Raw genomic sequence first — 15,679 nt, forward strand, 5'->3', positions numbered from 1 at the left:
AGCCCAGGTCAGGCTGTGTCCGCGCGCTCCGACCTGGGAGAACGGTAACGATGCCGAGCGACCGTCGGCTACTGGGGCCGATCCGGCAGGCCCGCCCGCTCCGCGATGTCGACGAGGTGCGCGCGCCACGCCGCCCACTCCTCGGGGGTCTTGGCGGCGAGGTTGCCGTCCCCGTCGCCGGCCAGGCCGTCGAGCATCTCGCGCACGATGTCGGCGTGCCCCGCGTGCCGGGCGGTCTCGTAGGCCATGTGCACGAGGATGCGGTGCAGCGTGACCTCGCGCCGCCCCTCCGGCCACCACGGCACGACCCCGCGGGCGTCGAGGTCGAGCGCCTCGATCGTGGCGTCGGCGTGCGCGGCACTGCGGTGGTGGAAGGCGACGACGTCGGCCGTCGACTCGTCGAGCGAGGCGTACATGTCGTCGCCGTCCCACGAGTCGAGCCAGGCGGGCGCATCCGGCAACGGACGGTCGAACACCAGGCCGAGGTACCCGGCCTGCACCCCGGCGACGTGCTTGACGAGCCCGAGCACGTTCGTCCCGGTCGGGGTGAGCGGCCACCGGGCCTGCCGCTCCGCCAGCCCGTCGAGCTTGGCGAGCAGCGCGGCCCGGTGCTTCCGCAGGTACGCGTGCAGCGTGTCCTTCACCATCGCTGCGTCGGTCGTCGGCGTCGAGCCCTCTGCGGACAGCGACGACAGCCCGCTCGCCGCGATCGACGTGGACGGCGGCGCGGGGGTGACCGGGGGGACGGGTTCGGCGGTCGTCATGTCGCCGATGCTGCCACCCTCCGCGCCGCGACGCGCTCCGACTCGTGCACGGCGACCCGTTCCGCGGTGAGGAGCAACGACGCCACCTCGGCCGAGGTCCGCGCCGGGCCGTCGTTCCAGCTCGTCAGGTCACGCACCCGGGCCATCCGGAGGTCCGGTGCCGGGCACCACGCGACCGGCTGGCCCTCGTCGGCGGCGAGGGCGTGCCAGACCAGGTCGAGCGCACGCTGGACCTGCTGCGAGTGCACGACCTGCGGCCCGCCGGCGGCGGAGACGACGGCGCCGACCAGGCACGCGGCGACCAGGGGGCGCCCCTGCACGTCCATCGCGGCGGCGCTCGAGGCCTTCCGGACGCGACCGTGCTCGTCGAGGTACGCGAACCAGGAGTGCTGGATCCAGCCGCGCTCGACGACCCCGCGGGCGTTCGTCAGCAGGCGTTGCAGGTCGTCGAGCTCGTGCAGGTGGGCGACCAGCCGTCGGTCGCGGGCGCTGCCCCGGCGGGCGGCCAGGCGGTCGAGCAGTCCGCGCAGGCCGGTGCGTCCGGCGGCGTCGGGTCGGGTGGACGGGGCGGGAGAGGCGTCGGTGTCGACGTCGTGCGGGACGCGGAACTCGAGGGTCATCAGGCCCCTCCGATCTCCAGTGCACGGACAGGTGAGGGAACGATAAGCCCGTGCGGCCTCAGTCGTCCAGCACCGCGTCGATCGCGCGTGCGGCCACGGTCCGGAAGGCGTCGTCGTCGGTGGTCGCGAGCGCGGACGCGATGGACACCGCTCACCCGCGCGCCCGGAGCCACGTGGCGTCGTCCGCCGTGACGAGTCCGGCGAGGGTGCGCCGCCCCTCGTGGTCCAGCGTCAGCCACCGCGTCGCCAGGTCCACCGCCGGGTCCCCCGCCGTCACGTCGCCGAAGTCGATCACCGCCGGCAGCCGCCGGTCGCCCGTCGGCGACGCCTGCACGAGCAGGTTGAACGGGTGCAGGTCGCCGTGCACCCAGACGGGAGGCCCGGCGTGCGTCGGCGCGTCGGCCGCGGTCCGCCAGAGCGCCACCAGCTCCACGGCACGGGGCACGTCCGTCGCAGCCAGTCGCGTCAGCACGGCGTCGCTCCGCGTCGCGAGCGGGACGGCGCGCACCGGGTTCACGGGGGCGTCCACCGGGGCCGGCACGTGCAGGCGTGCGACGAACGCCGCCAGGTCCGTGGCGACCCCGGCGCCCTGCGGGTGCTGCTCCCCCGCCGGTCGGCCCGGGAGCCACCGCACGACGCTCCACGCCCACGGGTACCCGAGCGCCGGCCGCCCGGTGCGGACCGGCGCGGACACGGGCACGACGTCGGCCACGCGCGCGGCGATCCCCGGCAGCCAGCGCTGCTCGTGCTCGACGAGCACGGCGGCGGCGGAGCGTCGCGGCAACCGCACGGCCAGGTCGTCCCCGGCGCGGACGACGACGTTGTCCCAGCCTGCCGCGACGACCCGCAGCTCCAGGTCGGCGAGGTCGGGGTGCTGGTCCCGCAGCAGTGCGGCGACGAGGTCGACGTCGACGGGGAACTCGGCGGCCGGTGTGCCCATCGGGTCAGGGTACCGAGGCCCACGGACGGGGGTGGACCGGTCCCGCGAAGTGGGGCTGCTCCGGAAACGTACTCCTTGGTATCCTCCAAGGACAGCGACGTGGGTGTCCCTGGGGGGACCCGCGTCGCTCACGCTCCGTCGGGTGCCTCGGGCCGGATGATCGCCACGAGTCGGGGGACCTCCGCGCGGGTCCGCTCCGAGGCGATGCCCGACAGCAGCATCGTCCAGAGCTCCTGCAGGCGCTCGTACAGGTCGGCGCGGTCGTGCAGCATGTCCGACACCATCTGCACGCCCGCGACCGCCGGGCTCACCACGCGGCCGATCAGCTCCGGGTCCCACGACGGATCGACCTCGCCCGTGGCGATCGCCCGCCGGATGATGTCCGCCGTGTGCTCCACCCAGTGCTCGTAGGGGTGGTCGCGGGGGATCTCCCGGGCGTTCGGGTCGGCCGCGAGCCGCAGTCCCGCCCGGACGACGACCTCGCGCGTCATCTGCGACGCGATGCCCTGCGTCATCCACATGAGCGACTCCAGCGGCGACGAGGACCGGGTGGCGGCGACCTCGGCGTACCGCCGTGAGATGGCGTCCTGCTCCGCGATCACGGCGCTGGCGGTGTCGGCCTTCGAGCGGAAGTGGAAGTAGAGGGCGCCCTTGGTCATGCCGGCACGCTCGGCGACCCCGTCCATCGACGCCCCGAGGTACCCGCGCTCGTCGAACTCCGCCGCGGCCGCCGCGATGAGCGCCGCGCGCGTGGCCACCGCCCGTTCCTGCCTGATCCGGCCGTCCTGCGCCATGCGGTCGATGCTAGCCAGACGCCCTCGTGCGGAGGGAGGCCCTCAGGGGACCTCCCGGCGCGCTGTCGTACGGTGACCGGCATGGACGGATGGCGGAACCCGCGGCGCTGGGCACGGGCGGGACGGTGGCTGCTGCTGCCGATCGCCGTGCTCGACTGGGTGGCCCTCACCCCGCAACCGATCGTCGTCGTCGCCTTCCTGCTGGCGGTGGTCGGGCTCGCCGGCATGGCCGCCGCCCTCGTCGTCCGGATGCTGCACCGCTCCCGTGGGGCGATGGCCGGCCTCGGCGTCGTGCTGCTGCTCGGCGGGCTCGTCGTCCTCGGACTCGACCCGTTCCCCGGCACGCTGCCGTTCCTCGACCCGTGGTGGCCCGGCGCCATCACGCAGCCGCAGGTGGTGGGCAGCGCCTACTGGAAGACCGCCGGGCTCGGCGTCGAGCTCGCCGGCTTCGCACTCCTGGCCACGCTCCTCGTCGCGACGGCCACCGGTCGCCCGGCCCCGCGCGGGCGCTGAGGCCCGGCCGGATCGCACCCGCCGACCAGGGCACTGAGGCCCGACCAGACCGCACCTGCCGACCAGGGGCACTGAGGCCCGACCAGACCGCACCCGCCGACCATGGGGCCGGCCGGACCGCACCCGCCGACCAGGGGGCCGGCCGGACGCGCTCACCCGGACATGCACTGCCTCAGCGTCGCGTCAGCACGACGACGGTGACGTCCTCGGCGGTGCCCGCAGGCACGAGCCTCCGCACGTGCTCCACCAGGTCGTCCGGGTGCGCCGCCGCGAGCGCGCCGAGGCCGTCCAGGCCGCCGACGCCGTCGAGCGCCAGGGCCCCGTCCGTCACGACCACGACCCGGTCGCCGCGGGCGAGGTCGACCCCGCCGACGGTGCGGGCGACCCCGGTGGGTTGCAGGCCGATCGGCAGGTCGGTGGAGCGCAGCGCGGTCACCGTGCCGTCGGCGCGCACGTGCAGCGCCGGGCCGTGGCCGGCGTCCACCCACTCGGCGTGACCCGACGTCGGGTCGAACCGCAGGTGCAGCAGCGAGCCGACGGCACCGGCGGCCGACAGGTCGTGGGCGAGCTGCGCCTCCAGGCCGGCGACCGCACCGCCGAGCGCGACGTCGGTCCGGGCGACCGCGGCGGCACGGACCGACGCGGCGAGGAGCGCCGACGCGCGGCCGGGTGCGGTCACCGTGCCGACCGTCACGTGCACCGAGCCGTCCGCGGCGACCCGCCAGTCGGCGAGGTCCCCGCCGTCCTCGTTCGGGACGACCAGACCCACGACCGACGTCCCCGGCACCTCGACCGGGTCCGGCACGAGTCCGGTGAGCACGCGCTGCACGCGACCGCGCTCGATCGAGTGTCCGAGCTCCCGTTCTGCCCAGCGGGCGAGGTCGCCGAGGAGCGCGAGGTCCTCGTCGGAGAACACCCGCGGCTGCGCGTCCATCACGCAGAGGGTGCCGACGCGGGTGCCGTCGGGCATCGTCAGCGGAGCGCCCGCGTAGAAGCGGATGCCGTACTCGGTCGCGGCCGGCGTCTGGGCGAACCGGACGTCGAGCGCCACGTCCGGGATCACCATCGGGTCGGGCGACAGCACCGTCGTCGCGCAGAACTGCTCGGTCGCCGGCACGCTCGTGCCCTGCTGGAACCCGAACGTCGACTGCGTGGTGACGAGGTCGTGGTGGACGAGGTTGAGGAAGGTCAGCGGGACGCCGAACGCCTCGTGGGTCATGCGGGTGATGCGGTCGAAGCGCTCCTCGGGCCCTGATCCGAGTACCTCGAGCGCCTCGATCACCGCGGTGCGGCGGTCCGCACCGTCGAGATGGTTGGTCACCCCTCCTGTGTACCCGCTCCACCGGCGAGGAACCAGTCCCGCGGGTGCGGGTCAGCAGTCAGTCCGCGTCGCTCGGACACCGGTGCCGCCCAGGCCGCGGCGTTCGCCAGGACCCGCTGGACGTCCTGGTGGTGGTACACGGGGTACTCCTGGTCGCCGGGCGAGAAGTAGAACACCCTGCCGAGGCCGCGGCGGTACGCGACGCCCGACCGGAACACCTCGCCGCCGGCGAAGGTGGAGAGGAAGACCTCCTCGTCCGGGCGCGGGATGTCGAAGTACTCGCCGTACATCTCCTGGCGGTCGATGACGATCGGGTGGGGGACCCCGGCAGCGATCGGGTGCTCGGGCGCGATCGTCCAGACGAGCTCCCGCTCCCCGTCGTTCCGCCACTTGAGCGAGCAGGTCGTCCCCATCAGCCGGGTGAACGGCTTCGAGTAGTGCCCCGAGTGCAGCACGACGAGCCCCATGCCGGCGTGCACGGCCTCGACCACGCGGGTGACGACCTCGTCCGAGACGTCCTGGTGTGCCACGTGTCCCCACCAGAACAGCACGTCGGTCGTCGCGAGCCGCTCGGCGGACAGACCGTGCTCGGTCTCCTGGAGCGTGGCGGTGGTCACCGACGCCTCCGGGTGGTGCTCGCGGAGCGCGGCGGCGATCACGGTGTGCATGCCGTCGGGGTAGTGACCGAGCACGGTCGCGTCGCCGCGGCTCTCGTGCACGTTCTCGTTCCAGACGACGATGTTCAGGGGACGGTCCTCGGTCGGCGCTGACATGGTCCCGACGCTACCCGCTCCCCTGGTCGAATCGATACGACCTGCGGTGTGTCGGGCGTTCTGCAGGAGGGGTGCGCGACGATGTCGCCATGACTCCCCGATCCCTGTTCCGCGCCGCCGCGGTGGCCGAACTCGTGACCTGGACGCTGCTCATCGCCGGCATGGTGCTCAAGTACGGGCTGGACGCCGGCGACTGGGGCGTGCGCATCGGCGGGAGCATCCACGGCTTCGTCTTCCTGGCGTACCTCGTCGTGACGACGGTCGTCGCGGTCAACCAGCGGTGGTCCGTCGGGGCGCTGCTGCTCGGGTGGGTGAGCGCCGTCGTGCCCTACGCCACGGTGCCGTTCGAGGTCGCGGTCGCCCGCCGCGGCATGCTCGAGGGCCCCTGGCGGCGGACCGCCGACGAGCGCTCGGGGCTCTGGGACCGCCTGCTCTTCCTCGTGGTCCGTCGGCCCGTGGTGTCGGCGGGGATCGGGTTGGTGGCGGTCGCCCTGGTGTTCGGCGGCCTGCTCGTGGTGGGTCCCCCGGTCCCGAAGGGCTGACGCCGGCGGGAGGCGTCGCGGCGCGCACCCATGCACGCATGCACGCACGCACGCACGCCCGCCCGCCCGCGCCCCCGCCCGCCCTCGGCGCACCCGACCGTTGAGCGCCGAGGTTCCACGAATCGCCGCTCGGTTCCGTCGAGGTTCCGGTACAGCGCGGGAGGTGCGCCCAGATTCCAGAATTTCGGAACCTCGGGAACGGGAACGGGAACGGGCGCGGGCGCGGGTCGCGTGGGCGGGTGCCGGGCGGGGCACGGGACGGACGGGAGGCGCGGTGCCAGCCGGCACCGCGCCTCCCGTCCGTCGTCGGTGCGCGCCTACAGCGTCGCGAGCGCCTCGTTGAACGTGGCGGACGGACGCATCACGGCGTTCGTCTTGGCCGTGTCCGGGCGGTAGTACCCACCGATGTCGGCCGGCTTGCCCTGGACCGCGACCAGCTCGTCGACGATCGTCTGCTCGTGCTCGGCGAGCTGCGACGCCAGCCCCTGGAAGGCCGCCGCGAGCTCGGCGTCCTCGGTCTGGCGGGCGAGCTCGTCGGCCCAGTACTTCGCCAGGTAGAAGTGGCTGCCACGGTTGTCGATCGAGCCGAGCTTGCGGCCGGGCGACTTGTCCTCGTCGAGGAACGTGCCCGTGGCGCGGTCGAGCGTGTCCGCCAGGACCTTGGCCCGCGCGTTGCCGGTCACGCCGGCGAGGTGCTCGAAGGACACGGCGAGCGCGAGGAACTCGCCGAGGGAGTCCCAGCGCAGGTAGTCCTGCTCGACGAGCTGCTGCACGTGCTTCGGGGCCGAGCCGCCGGCACCGGTCTCGAACAGCCCGCCGCCGCCGAGGAGCGGGACGACGGAGAGCATCTTCGCCGAGGTGCCGAGCTCCATGATCGGGAACAGGTCGGTGAGGTAGTCGCGGAGCACGTTGCCCGTGACCGAGATGGTGTCCTCGCCGCGGCGGATGCGCTCCAGCGAGAAGCGCATGGCGTCCTCGGGGGCCATGACCTCGATCTGCAGACCGTCGGTGTCGTGGTCGCCGAGGTACGTCCGCACCAGGCCGATCAGGTTCGCGTCGTGCGCTCGGGTCTCGTCGAGCCAGAACACCGCGGGGGAGCCGGTGGCACGGGCGCGGGTCACGGCGAGCTTCACCCAGTCGCGGATCGCCACGTCCTTGGTCTGGCAGGCGCGCCAGATGTCACCCTGCTCGACGTCGTGCTCGATGACGGTCTCGCCCGAGCTCGTGACGACGCGGACCTTCCCGTCGCCGGGGACCTCGAACGTCTTGTCGTGCGAGCCGTACTCCTCGGCCTTCAGCGCCATGAGCCCGACGTTCGGCACCGAACCCATGGTCGACGGGTCGAAGGCGCCGTTCGCGCGGCAGTCCTCGATGACGGCCTGGTAGATGCCGGCGTAGCTCGAGTCCGGGATGACCGCGAGGGTGTCGCGCTCCTCGCCGTCCGGGCCCCACATGTGGCCGGAGGTGCGGATCATCGCGGGCATCGAGGCGTCGACGATGACGTCGCTCGGCACGTGCAGGTTGGTGATGCCCTTGTCCGAGTCGACCATCGCGAGCTCGGGGCCGGCGTCGAGGCCCTCTGCGAACGCCTGCTTGATCTCGGCACCGTTCGGCACGCCGTCGAGCCCGGCGAGGATCGAGCCGAGGCCGTCGTTCGGGTTGAGCCCCGCGGCGGCGAGGTCGGCACCGAAGCGCTCGAACACGCTCGGGAAGAACGCACGGATGACGTGGCCGAAGATGATCGGGTCGGAGACCTTCATCATCGTGGCCTTGAGGTGCACCGAGAACAGCACGCCCTGCTCCTGCGCGGCGGCGATCTGGTCGCGCAGGAAGGCCTCGAGCGCGCGGACGTGCAGCACGGTGCCGTCGACGACCTCGCCCGCCAGGACGGGGATCGACTGCTTGAGCACGGTGGTGTCGCCGTCGGCCGCCACGAACTCGATGGTCAGGGTGTCGTCGGCCGGCGCGATCCACGACTGCTCGTTCGAGCGGAAGTCGTCCTTGCCCATCGTCACGACGTTGGTCTTCGAGTCGGCGCTCCACGCACCCATGCGGTGCGGGTGCTTCCTGGCGTAGTTCTTGACCGAGAGCGGCGCGCGGCGGTCCGAGTTGCCCTCGCGCAGCACCGGGTTCACGGCGCTGCCCTTGACGCGGTCGTAGCGGGCGCGGACGTCGCGCTCCTCGTCCGTGGTGGGCTCGTCCGGGTACGCGGGCAGGTCGTAGCCCTGCGCCTGCAGTTCCGTGATCGCCGCCTTGAGCTGGGGGATCGACGCCGAGATGTTCGGCAGCTTGATGATGTTCGCCTCGGGGGTCCCCGCCAGGTCACCGAGCTCGGCCAGGGCGTCGTCCAGGCGCTGCTCGTCACTGAGCCGCTCCGGGAACTGGGCGATGATCCGTCCGGAGAGCGAGATGTCGCGGGTCTCGACGTCGACCCCCGCGGTGCGCGCGAACGCCTCGACGACCGGCAGGAACGAGTGGGTGGCGAGGAACGGTGCCTCGTCCGTGAGCGTGTAGATGATCTTGGCCATGCTGGCGGGTACTCCCTTGTTCGACCGTCGGTACGTCCACGCTACTCGCGGCGCGGGATGTCTCGACATCAAGATACCTCCTGCCGCCGACAGCGCCAGGACGCCCGGCGAACGCACGGGAGGCACACCGGACCACCACGGCCACGTCGCCTCCCACGGTCTCCCGCAAGCACGTGACGGCGCCGCCGGTCGCCGGTCGCCGGTCGCCGGTCGCCCGCCGCCGGTCGCCCGCCGCCGGTCGCCGCGGCGACGCTCAGACCGTGATCCGGAAGACCCGCACCCCGGCAGCCCGCAACCCGGCGGTCCCGAGCCGCGTCCGCATGCTCCGGAAGGGGCGCTTGAAGCCGGACCGGGCCGACGCCACGCCGATCTGGTGCAGCACCTCGGACGTCAGCGTGCGCTCCACCTTCGGCGCGAGACGTGTGACGCCCGAGACGGTGATGACGACGCGGACCGCGTGCGGCGCGAGGAGCGGTGCGATGCGCTCGGCGGCCTCCTGCGCACGGTGGAAGGCCGGGTCGTCGCCGGGGCGGCGGATCGCGATCACGGCGAGGTCGGCCTCGGCGTGCTCGTGCGGATCGTGGAGGTCGTCCACCCCGACGACCCGCATGCGCCGGGCCTCCACACCGGCTCGCACCGCGGACGCGCGGAGCACGGGGAGCAGCTCCTGCGTGCCGGCCAGGACGACCTCGGCGGTCGCGAGGTCGATGGGTTCGTGCCGTTCCCGCGGCGTTCGGGCCATGGCGCAGGTCCTTCCGGTCGCTGGTGTCGGACACTACCGACCGGACGTCCAGCCGGTACGCCGTCGCCGTGACACGTCGGCGGACTGCCAGGCGTTGTGTAACGAGAAGATCACGGAAAGGCCTGTACAAAGCGACAGACTCGTGCAGAATGGTCTGCGGCCATGACGACACACGACACCGACCAGCAGCCGCCGGAGACCCCGGTCGTGCACCTGTCCCGTCGCGCTGCCCTCGAGGCCGAGCGCGCCGCCGCGAAGAAGCCCGCACGCCGACCCCGCGCTCCCCGGTCGCCCCGCAGCACCGCAGCCCTCCCCGTGACCGCTCCGGGAGCCCCGGTCGTCGCCGCACCCGCAGCCGTCGCCGCACCCGCGGCTCCCGCGGTCGTCGCAGCGCCCGCTGCGGATCCAGCACCCGTGGCGCCGACTCCCGCTCCGGCCGCCTCCACGGCAGCACCGGCCGCGAAGACCGTCCGGGTCACGGCACGGGCCGGCCGCCGGACGACCACGGCGCGCGTCGCCACCGAGCACGTCGACACCCGGATCACCAAGGTCGTCCGGCGTCGATCCGCCTCGGTGACCGCCACCGCTCCCCGCCCTCGTCCGTCGCGCTCGCACCGCGCCAGCCGCATCACGCTGACCAGCGCGGCGGCCGCCCTCGCGATGTTCGCCGCCTCGGCGATGCCCGCACACGCCAGCGCCGGGACGTCGACCGCGACGTCGACGCTCGCCCCGCAGGTCCGCACCCAGGACTACGCCGTCACACAGGCGGTCACGGCGAGCACGCTCGACCGTGACGACTTCACGGTCAACGCGGCGTCGAAGGTCGTCGTCGCGGCCCCCGGCGGTGCGGTCGCCGGTGGCTCGGACGCCGGCTCGGTCTCCGCGGGCGGCGAGGTCCGTTCCCCCTTCCCGGGCCCGGTGCGGATGAGCTCGGGCTTCGGGTACCGCGCTGCGCCGTGCGGCGCGTGCTCGTCGCTCCACCAGGGCCTCGACTTCAACCCCGGCATGGGCGCTCCGATCGGCGCCGTCGCCGCGGGGACGGTCCGGGTCTCCGGCACGTACTTCTCGTACGGCACGACGGTCATCATCGACCACGTCATCGACGGCCGCCGCGTCTCGACCCTGTACGGCCACATGATCCCGGGGTCCTCGCCGCTCCGCGTCGGCGACACCGTCGCAGCCGGACAGTTCATCGGGAGCGTCGGGTCCTCCGGCGTCTCGACGGGCGCGCACCTGCACCTCGAGGTCCTGATGGACGGCGTCACGCCCATCGACCCGGAGGCCTGGCTCGAGGCACGCATCGGCCGTCCCCTGACGGTCTGACCACCCGTCGTCCGCCACTGACGGACGTCCGGCGGAGCGCTTCCACAGCCCTCCCGCAGCACCGGTGCGGGAGCGTCCCAGGCGGCCTGTGCAAGATCACAGCATGGACGATCACCACAGACCGCCCGCCCGTCGTCGACCCTCGGGGGTGTCCCGCTAGTGGACGCCGACACCTGGATCGCCTTCGGGCTCGTCATCCTCTTCGTGCTCGTCGGCGGAGTCTTCGCCGCAGCCGAGATCGCGCTCGTGTCGCTCCGCGAGTCACAGCTCCAGCAGCTCGAGCGGCGCGGCTCCCGGGGAGCACGGGTCGCCGCCCTCGGCCGTGACCCGAACCGCTTCCTCTCCGCCGTCCAGATCGGCGTGACCGTCGCCGGCTTCTTCTCGGCCGCCTACGGTGCGTCCTCGATCGCACCCGACGTCGCTCCGCTGCTCACGGGCCTCGGGCTCGACCAGGGTGGTGCCGAGGCGGTCGCGCTCGTGCTCATGACCCTCGTGATCGCGTACCTGTCGCTCGTGTTCGGCGAGCTCGTGCCGAAGCGCCTCGCCCTGCAGCGAGCCGAGGGCTTCTCGATGGCCGTCGCCCCCACCCTCGACCGCTTCGCGACCCTGATGCGCCCGGTGATCTGGGTGCTGTCGAAGACCACGAACGCCGTGGTCCGCCTGCTCGGTGGTGACCCGGACGCGCGTAGCGAGTCGATGAGCACCGAGGAGCTCCGCGGCCTGGTCGACGACCACGACGCGATCGACGCGCAGGGCCGCCGCATCGCCCGGAGTGCGCTCGACGCGAGCGACCGGATCCTGCGCGAGTCGATGCGGCCCTGGTACGACGTCTCCACGATCGACGCCTCGCTGTCCATCGCCGAGGCCACCGACCACGCGATCGAGGTCGGGCACAGCCGGTACCTGGTGACCGAGGGGTCGCGCGACGACGTCGCCGGCTTCGTGCACCTGCGCGACCTGCTCCGTCCGACCGACCCCGCGGCCGCGGTGTCGACCCTCGTGCGCCCCGTGCTGGCGATGCCGGAGACGAAGTCGCTGTCGAGCGCCATCGCGGACATGCGCACGGACGGCCACCAGATCGCCCTCGTCGTGGACGAGTACGGCGGCAGCGCGGGCATGGTCACCCTCGAGGCCCTGCTCGAGGACCTCGTCGGACGGATCCGCGACGAGTGGGACACGCCGGAGTACGACGAGTCCGCGGCCCGGTCCGACGGGATCGACGGTGCCACGGTGCTCGAGGACCTGGCGGCCGACGGCGGCCCGCAGCTGCCCGACGGCGACTACGAGACGGTCGGCGGCCTCGTGCAGGTGCACCTCGACCGCGTCCCGGAGGTCGGCGACGTCGTCGACGCCGGGGGCCACCGCCTCGAGGTCACCGAGATGGACGGCCACCGCGTCGCGCGCGTCCGCGTCACAGCACACCCCGGTCCGTCGACCGCACCGGCCGAGCCGGTGCACGCCGCCCCGCCCGTCGCGTAGGCGGGTGCCCGCCGGACGGGAGGCACGGTGCCGGCCCGCACCGTGCCTCCCGTCCGTCCCCTGGTCGCGCTCCGGCGAGACGCCCCCGAGGAGCCGGGACGTCGCGGGATCGCGGTGCGTGTCAGCGGAGCCGGTGCGTCTCGGCTGAGCGACGTCGTCTCGGCGCGCGCCTGCGCCTCACGGGTACCGCGGGTGCCTGTCTCCGTACCGGTCCCGCCACGTACGCTCGTCGCATGGGTATCGACGTGCGCAACGAGATCCGTGACTTCCTGTCCTCGCGGCGGGCGCGGCTCACTCCGGACGAGGTCGGCATGCCGTCGTTCGGCGGCGGTGTGCGCCGGGTCCCCGGGCTGCGACGACACGAGGTCGCCATGCTCGCCGGCGTGAGCGTCGACTACTACACGCGGCTCGAGCGGGGCTCGCTCAAGGGCGTGTCCGACAGCGTGCTCGAGGGGCTCGCCGCAGCGCTGCAGCTCGACGAGGACGAGCGCGTGCACCTGTTCGACCTCGCACGGCTGGCGAACGCGGGGGTCAAGGTGATGCACCGGAACGTCCCGACGCGGGTGCGCCCGGGCGTGCAGCGCCTGCTCGACGCGATCACCGGCGCGCCGGCCTGGGTGCGGAACGAGCGCGGCGACGTCGTCGCGACGAACGAGCTCGGCCGTGCGCTCTACGCGCCGATGTTCGCCGGCCCCGGTCGTCCGGTCAACACCGCACGGTTCACCTTCCTCGACCCGGCCGCCCGCGAGTTCTTCCCCGACTGGGCCGCCACCGCCCGCGAGGCCGTCGCCGTCCTCCGCGCCGCCGCGGTCGCGAATCCGTGCGAGCCCGGACTGGTCACGCTCGTGGGCGAGCTGTCGACGCGGAGCGAGGAGTTCCGCGGCTGGTGGGCAGCGCACGACGTGCGGGTGCACCGCCGGGGCGGCAAGCGGATCGCGCACCCGATCGTGGGCGAGCTGCAGCTCGACTTCGAGGCGCTCGAGCTCGTCGCCGACCCGGGCCTGACGATGTTCACCTACTCGGCGGAGCCGGGCAGCGAGTCCGAGCGGTCGCTCGCGCTGCTCGGGACCTGGGCGGCCACCGAGCGGTCCGAGCGGCTCGCCGCCGTGCGCGCAGGCGAGGTCGAGCAGGACGACTGAGCGTCGGCGGCTCGACGTCAGGCGGCGGACGGACCCGACGGGCGGTCCGTGGTGCCCGCGTCTCCGGAACCGTCGGGGTCGTCACCGCCGAGCGTGTCGACGAGCAGATCGACGCGGAGCCGGTCGATGCGCAGCTCCTTCTCGGTCGCGGTCAGCCGCAGTACCCGGACCGCGGCGAACACGAGCAGGATGAGCGCGACCACGAGCACGAGCAGCAGCACGACCACCGCCAGGTAGACGAGGCTGACGACGGCGAATCCCCCGGAGACCATCCTGCGACGCTAGCAGGGACGCTCCGTAAGGTGGCGCGGTGACGACGATGCCGACGGACGGGGACCGAGCGGCGCTCGTGCGCCGACACCGACGTCCGGAACCGTCGTTTGTCCGTGCGGTCGCGAAGGCCCTCGGTGAGGCCCGCACCGTGCGCGAGGTGCGGCCGGGTCCGGTGTCGTACGTGCCCGCGGACCGGCAGGTCGTCACCGACGGGGCCGCCGATGCCACCTTGCTGACCTTCCCGAGCGTGGACACCGTCGCCGCGCTCGCACGCCCCGCGGTCGGCGCGGTCGTCGTTCTGGCGCGCGACCCGGACCGGCTCCGGGTCGGATGGCTTGCCGAGTACGCGCCCGAGGTCGTCGCCGCCGAGGCAGCCACGCTACCCACCCTCGACCAGATCGCCGCCGAGCTGGGAGCGCGGGTCGAGGTCGTCCGCCTACCGGTGCCCTTCACCTGCGTGGACGGGTTCGCCGAGGCGTACTACGCCCGCCCCGAACGCCTGCTCGATGCCGGTGCCCGAGCGGCTGACCCTGCCTGGGGCCGCGTCGACGACCTGACCGCCCGGCGGTCGGTGGCCGCGCTGCGGACGGCGCTCGAGACCGGCGCGTGGGACGACCGGTACGGTCCGCTCCGGCGTCGGCCGACGCTCGACGGTTCCGTGGTGCTGCTGGTCCGAACCGTGCCCGCGTGATCGTGGACGGGTAGCGGAATGGTCGTTCCACCCCCTAGCCTGAGTGTTCGTACAAGATCGTTCCAGAGGGGGACCCATGACCGACCAGTACACGACCGAGACCACGACCACCCGAGCGCGCGGGACCCGAGCGATCCGTCGAGCTGGCGCCGCCCTCGCGGTCGTCGCGCTCGCGCTCGGCTTCACCACGATCTCCGCAACGGCAGCGCAGGCGTACGTCCCGGCCTGTGTCGCGTTGAGCGGCAACACTCCGTACATCTCGCAGGCGGGCATCGTGACCCAGACCGGCCTCGTCTACGTGAAGAACAACTGCCAGGCGACACTGCGGATCAAGGTCGACGTGCAGTACGGCTTCGACTCGCCGTGCAGGACCATCGCGAAGGGGCAGAAGATCGGCGTCCCGTACACCTCCTACCCGGGCCTGGCGTACGCGACGGCGCGTGGCGTCTACACCTGCTGACGCGACCGGAAGCCGCGAGGGGCGTGTCCTGGGGTCTCCCGGGGCACGCCCTTCGTCTCGTCCGGGTTGACACGCCGTCGTAGGCTGGAGCCGTGAGTCAGCAGGAGGTGGTCGGCGCGCAGAGCGCCGGCATCAGGGCGTGACGCCCCCAGCTGTGCCGTCCGGCACGGCCGCGTTCGTCGAACCCTGACCACATCTCCGCCCGTGCGGCGCGTCTCCGCGCCCGGGCCCTCTCGAGAGCGACCACACCGTGCTGCCCATCAGCGAGAAGACCATCCGATCATCGTTCGTCAACGCCTCCCGCAAGGAAGTGACGGACCTGACGCTGCCCACCGACCTCGAGACGCTGGACTGGGAGTCGATCGACTTCCTCGGCTGGCGGGACCCGAAGACCGCGCGCCGCGCCTACGTCGTGGTCCCGACGCTCGAGGGCGACCTCGTCGGGATCCTGTTCCGGCAGGCCGAGGCATCGCCGCGTGCACGGGCACAGTGCTCGTGGTGCCAGGACGTCAAGCTGCCGAACGACGTGGTGTTCTACGCCGCCAAGCGCTCGGGGAAGGCCGGTCGGAACGGCAACACCGTCGGCACCCTCGTCTGCCAGGACTTCCAGTGCTCCCGGAACGTCCGGCGCCCGGTCCCCCCGGCGTACGAGGGCTACGACGTCGAGGCCGCCCGGCTGCGTCGGATCGAGGACCTGCAGCTGCGGGTCGCGTCCTTCGCCGCCGAGCTCTGACACCCGCCAGTCCCGCCGGTCCCGCCGGTCCCGCCGGTCCCGCC

Annotated in this window: 17 protein-coding genes; 8 read left to right on the forward strand and 9 right to left on the reverse strand. The window is 73.3% G+C overall.

Going from position 1 to position 15,679, the window contains the following annotated elements; translation table 11 throughout:
* Positions 1 to 68: 68 nt before the first annotated feature.
* The 4 genes from QUG93_RS13055 to QUG93_RS13070 all read right to left on the reverse strand — a co-directional run bounded on the left by QUG93_RS13055 (position 69) and on the right by QUG93_RS13070 (position 3,118).
* Positions 69 to 764, reverse strand: a complete 696-nt coding sequence (locus QUG93_RS13055; protein ID WP_289474525.1) for a DinB family protein — start codon at positions 762 to 764, stop codon at positions 69 to 71.
* Positions 761 to 1,384 (reverse strand): DUF6197 family protein, encoded by a 624-nt coding sequence (locus tag QUG93_RS13060; RefSeq protein ID WP_289474528.1) that lies wholly within the window; start codon positions 1,382 to 1,384, stop codon positions 761 to 763. The genes QUG93_RS13055 and QUG93_RS13060 overlap by 4 nt, the downstream gene beginning before the upstream one ends.
* Before the next feature lie 151 nt (positions 1,385 to 1,535).
* A complete protein-coding gene (locus tag QUG93_RS13065) occupies positions 1,536 to 2,324 on the reverse strand; it encodes an aminoglycoside phosphotransferase family protein (protein ID WP_289474530.1) in 789 nt (262 codons plus the stop codon).
* 128 nt (positions 2,325 to 2,452) lie between these two features.
* On the reverse strand, positions 2,453 to 3,118 hold the full coding sequence (locus QUG93_RS13070; protein WP_289474531.1) for a ScbR family autoregulator-binding transcription factor: 666 nt from the start codon (positions 3,116 to 3,118) through the stop codon (positions 2,453 to 2,455).
* Between the two features lie 81 nt (positions 3,119 to 3,199).
* Between QUG93_RS13070 and QUG93_RS13075 the strand changes: the two genes are divergently transcribed.
* Positions 3,200 to 3,631, forward strand: a complete 432-nt coding sequence (locus tag QUG93_RS13075) for a hypothetical protein (RefSeq protein WP_289474533.1) — start codon at positions 3,200 to 3,202, stop codon at positions 3,629 to 3,631.
* Positions 3,632 to 3,803: 172 nt separating this feature from the next.
* Here QUG93_RS13075 and QUG93_RS13080 read toward each other — a convergent pair whose 3' ends face one another.
* Positions 3,804 to 4,952, reverse strand: coding sequence for a PP2C family protein-serine/threonine phosphatase (locus tag QUG93_RS13080; protein ID WP_289474535.1), 1,149 nt, complete (start codon positions 4,950 to 4,952; stop codon positions 3,804 to 3,806).
* Positions 4,949 to 5,725, reverse strand: a complete 777-nt coding sequence (locus QUG93_RS13085; protein WP_289474536.1) for a ThuA domain-containing protein — start codon at positions 5,723 to 5,725, stop codon at positions 4,949 to 4,951. Before QUG93_RS13085 ends, QUG93_RS13080 begins: the two co-directional genes overlap by 4 nt.
* A gap of 89 nt (positions 5,726 to 5,814) precedes the next feature.
* Between QUG93_RS13085 and QUG93_RS13090 the strand changes: the two genes are divergently transcribed.
* On the forward strand, positions 5,815 to 6,267 hold the full coding sequence (locus QUG93_RS13090; protein ID WP_289474537.1) for a DUF3817 domain-containing protein: 453 nt from the start codon (positions 5,815 to 5,817) through the stop codon (positions 6,265 to 6,267).
* Between the two features lie 317 nt (positions 6,268 to 6,584).
* Here the strand turns inward: QUG93_RS13090 and QUG93_RS13095 are convergent, their stop codons facing one another.
* Positions 6,585 to 8,795: an NADP-dependent isocitrate dehydrogenase gene (locus tag QUG93_RS13095; RefSeq protein ID WP_289474538.1), complete on the reverse strand. Its 2,211-nt coding sequence runs from the start codon at positions 8,793 to 8,795 to the stop codon at positions 6,585 to 6,587.
* Between the two features lie 253 nt (positions 8,796 to 9,048).
* A complete protein-coding gene (locus tag QUG93_RS13100) occupies positions 9,049 to 9,537 on the reverse strand; it encodes a hypothetical protein (protein ID WP_289474540.1) in 489 nt (162 codons plus the stop codon).
* A gap of 162 nt (positions 9,538 to 9,699) precedes the next feature.
* Here QUG93_RS13100 and QUG93_RS13105 point away from each other — a divergent pair, with 162 nt between their 5' ends.
* The 3 genes from QUG93_RS13105 (at position 9,700) to QUG93_RS13115 (ending at position 13,478) form a co-directional block, all read left to right on the forward strand.
* Positions 9,700 to 10,860 (forward strand): M23 family metallopeptidase, encoded by a 1,161-nt coding sequence (locus tag QUG93_RS13105; protein ID WP_289474541.1) that lies wholly within the window; start codon positions 9,700 to 9,702, stop codon positions 10,858 to 10,860.
* Positions 10,861 to 11,019: 159 nt separating this feature from the next.
* Positions 11,020 to 12,339, forward strand: a complete 1,320-nt coding sequence (locus QUG93_RS13110) for a hemolysin family protein (RefSeq protein WP_289474542.1) — start codon at positions 11,020 to 11,022, stop codon at positions 12,337 to 12,339.
* A gap of 233 nt (positions 12,340 to 12,572) precedes the next feature.
* Positions 12,573 to 13,478: a helix-turn-helix transcriptional regulator gene (locus QUG93_RS13115; protein WP_289474544.1), complete on the forward strand. Its 906-nt coding sequence runs from the start codon at positions 12,573 to 12,575 to the stop codon at positions 13,476 to 13,478.
* Between the two features lie 17 nt (positions 13,479 to 13,495).
* On the opposite strand, the gene QUG93_RS13120 is transcribed toward QUG93_RS13115, so the two are convergent.
* Complete coding sequence (locus tag QUG93_RS13120) at positions 13,496 to 13,750, reverse strand: hypothetical protein (RefSeq protein WP_289474545.1); 255 nt, start codon at positions 13,748 to 13,750, stop codon at positions 13,496 to 13,498.
* Positions 13,751 to 13,797: 47 nt separating this feature from the next.
* Between QUG93_RS13120 and QUG93_RS13125 the strand changes: the two genes are divergently transcribed.
* The 3 genes from QUG93_RS13125 (at position 13,798) to QUG93_RS13135 (ending at position 15,635) form a co-directional block, all read left to right on the forward strand.
* Positions 13,798 to 14,442, forward strand: a complete 645-nt coding sequence (locus QUG93_RS13125; protein ID WP_289474624.1) for an SAM-dependent methyltransferase — start codon at positions 13,798 to 13,800, stop codon at positions 14,440 to 14,442.
* Between the two features lie 76 nt (positions 14,443 to 14,518).
* Positions 14,519 to 14,902, forward strand: a complete 384-nt coding sequence (locus QUG93_RS13130; protein WP_289474546.1) for an alpha-amylase inhibitor — start codon at positions 14,519 to 14,521, stop codon at positions 14,900 to 14,902.
* A 250-nt stretch (positions 14,903 to 15,152) separates the two neighbouring features.
* Positions 15,153 to 15,635, forward strand: a complete 483-nt coding sequence (locus QUG93_RS13135; RefSeq protein WP_289474547.1) for an FBP domain-containing protein — start codon at positions 15,153 to 15,155, stop codon at positions 15,633 to 15,635.
* The last annotated feature ends 44 nt before the right edge of the window (positions 15,636 to 15,679 follow it).

Origin of the sequence: Curtobacterium caseinilyticum (genome assembly GCF_030363035.1) — a bacterium.
Classification (GTDB): domain Bacteria; phylum Actinomycetota; class Actinomycetes; order Actinomycetales; family Microbacteriaceae; genus Curtobacterium; species Curtobacterium caseinilyticum.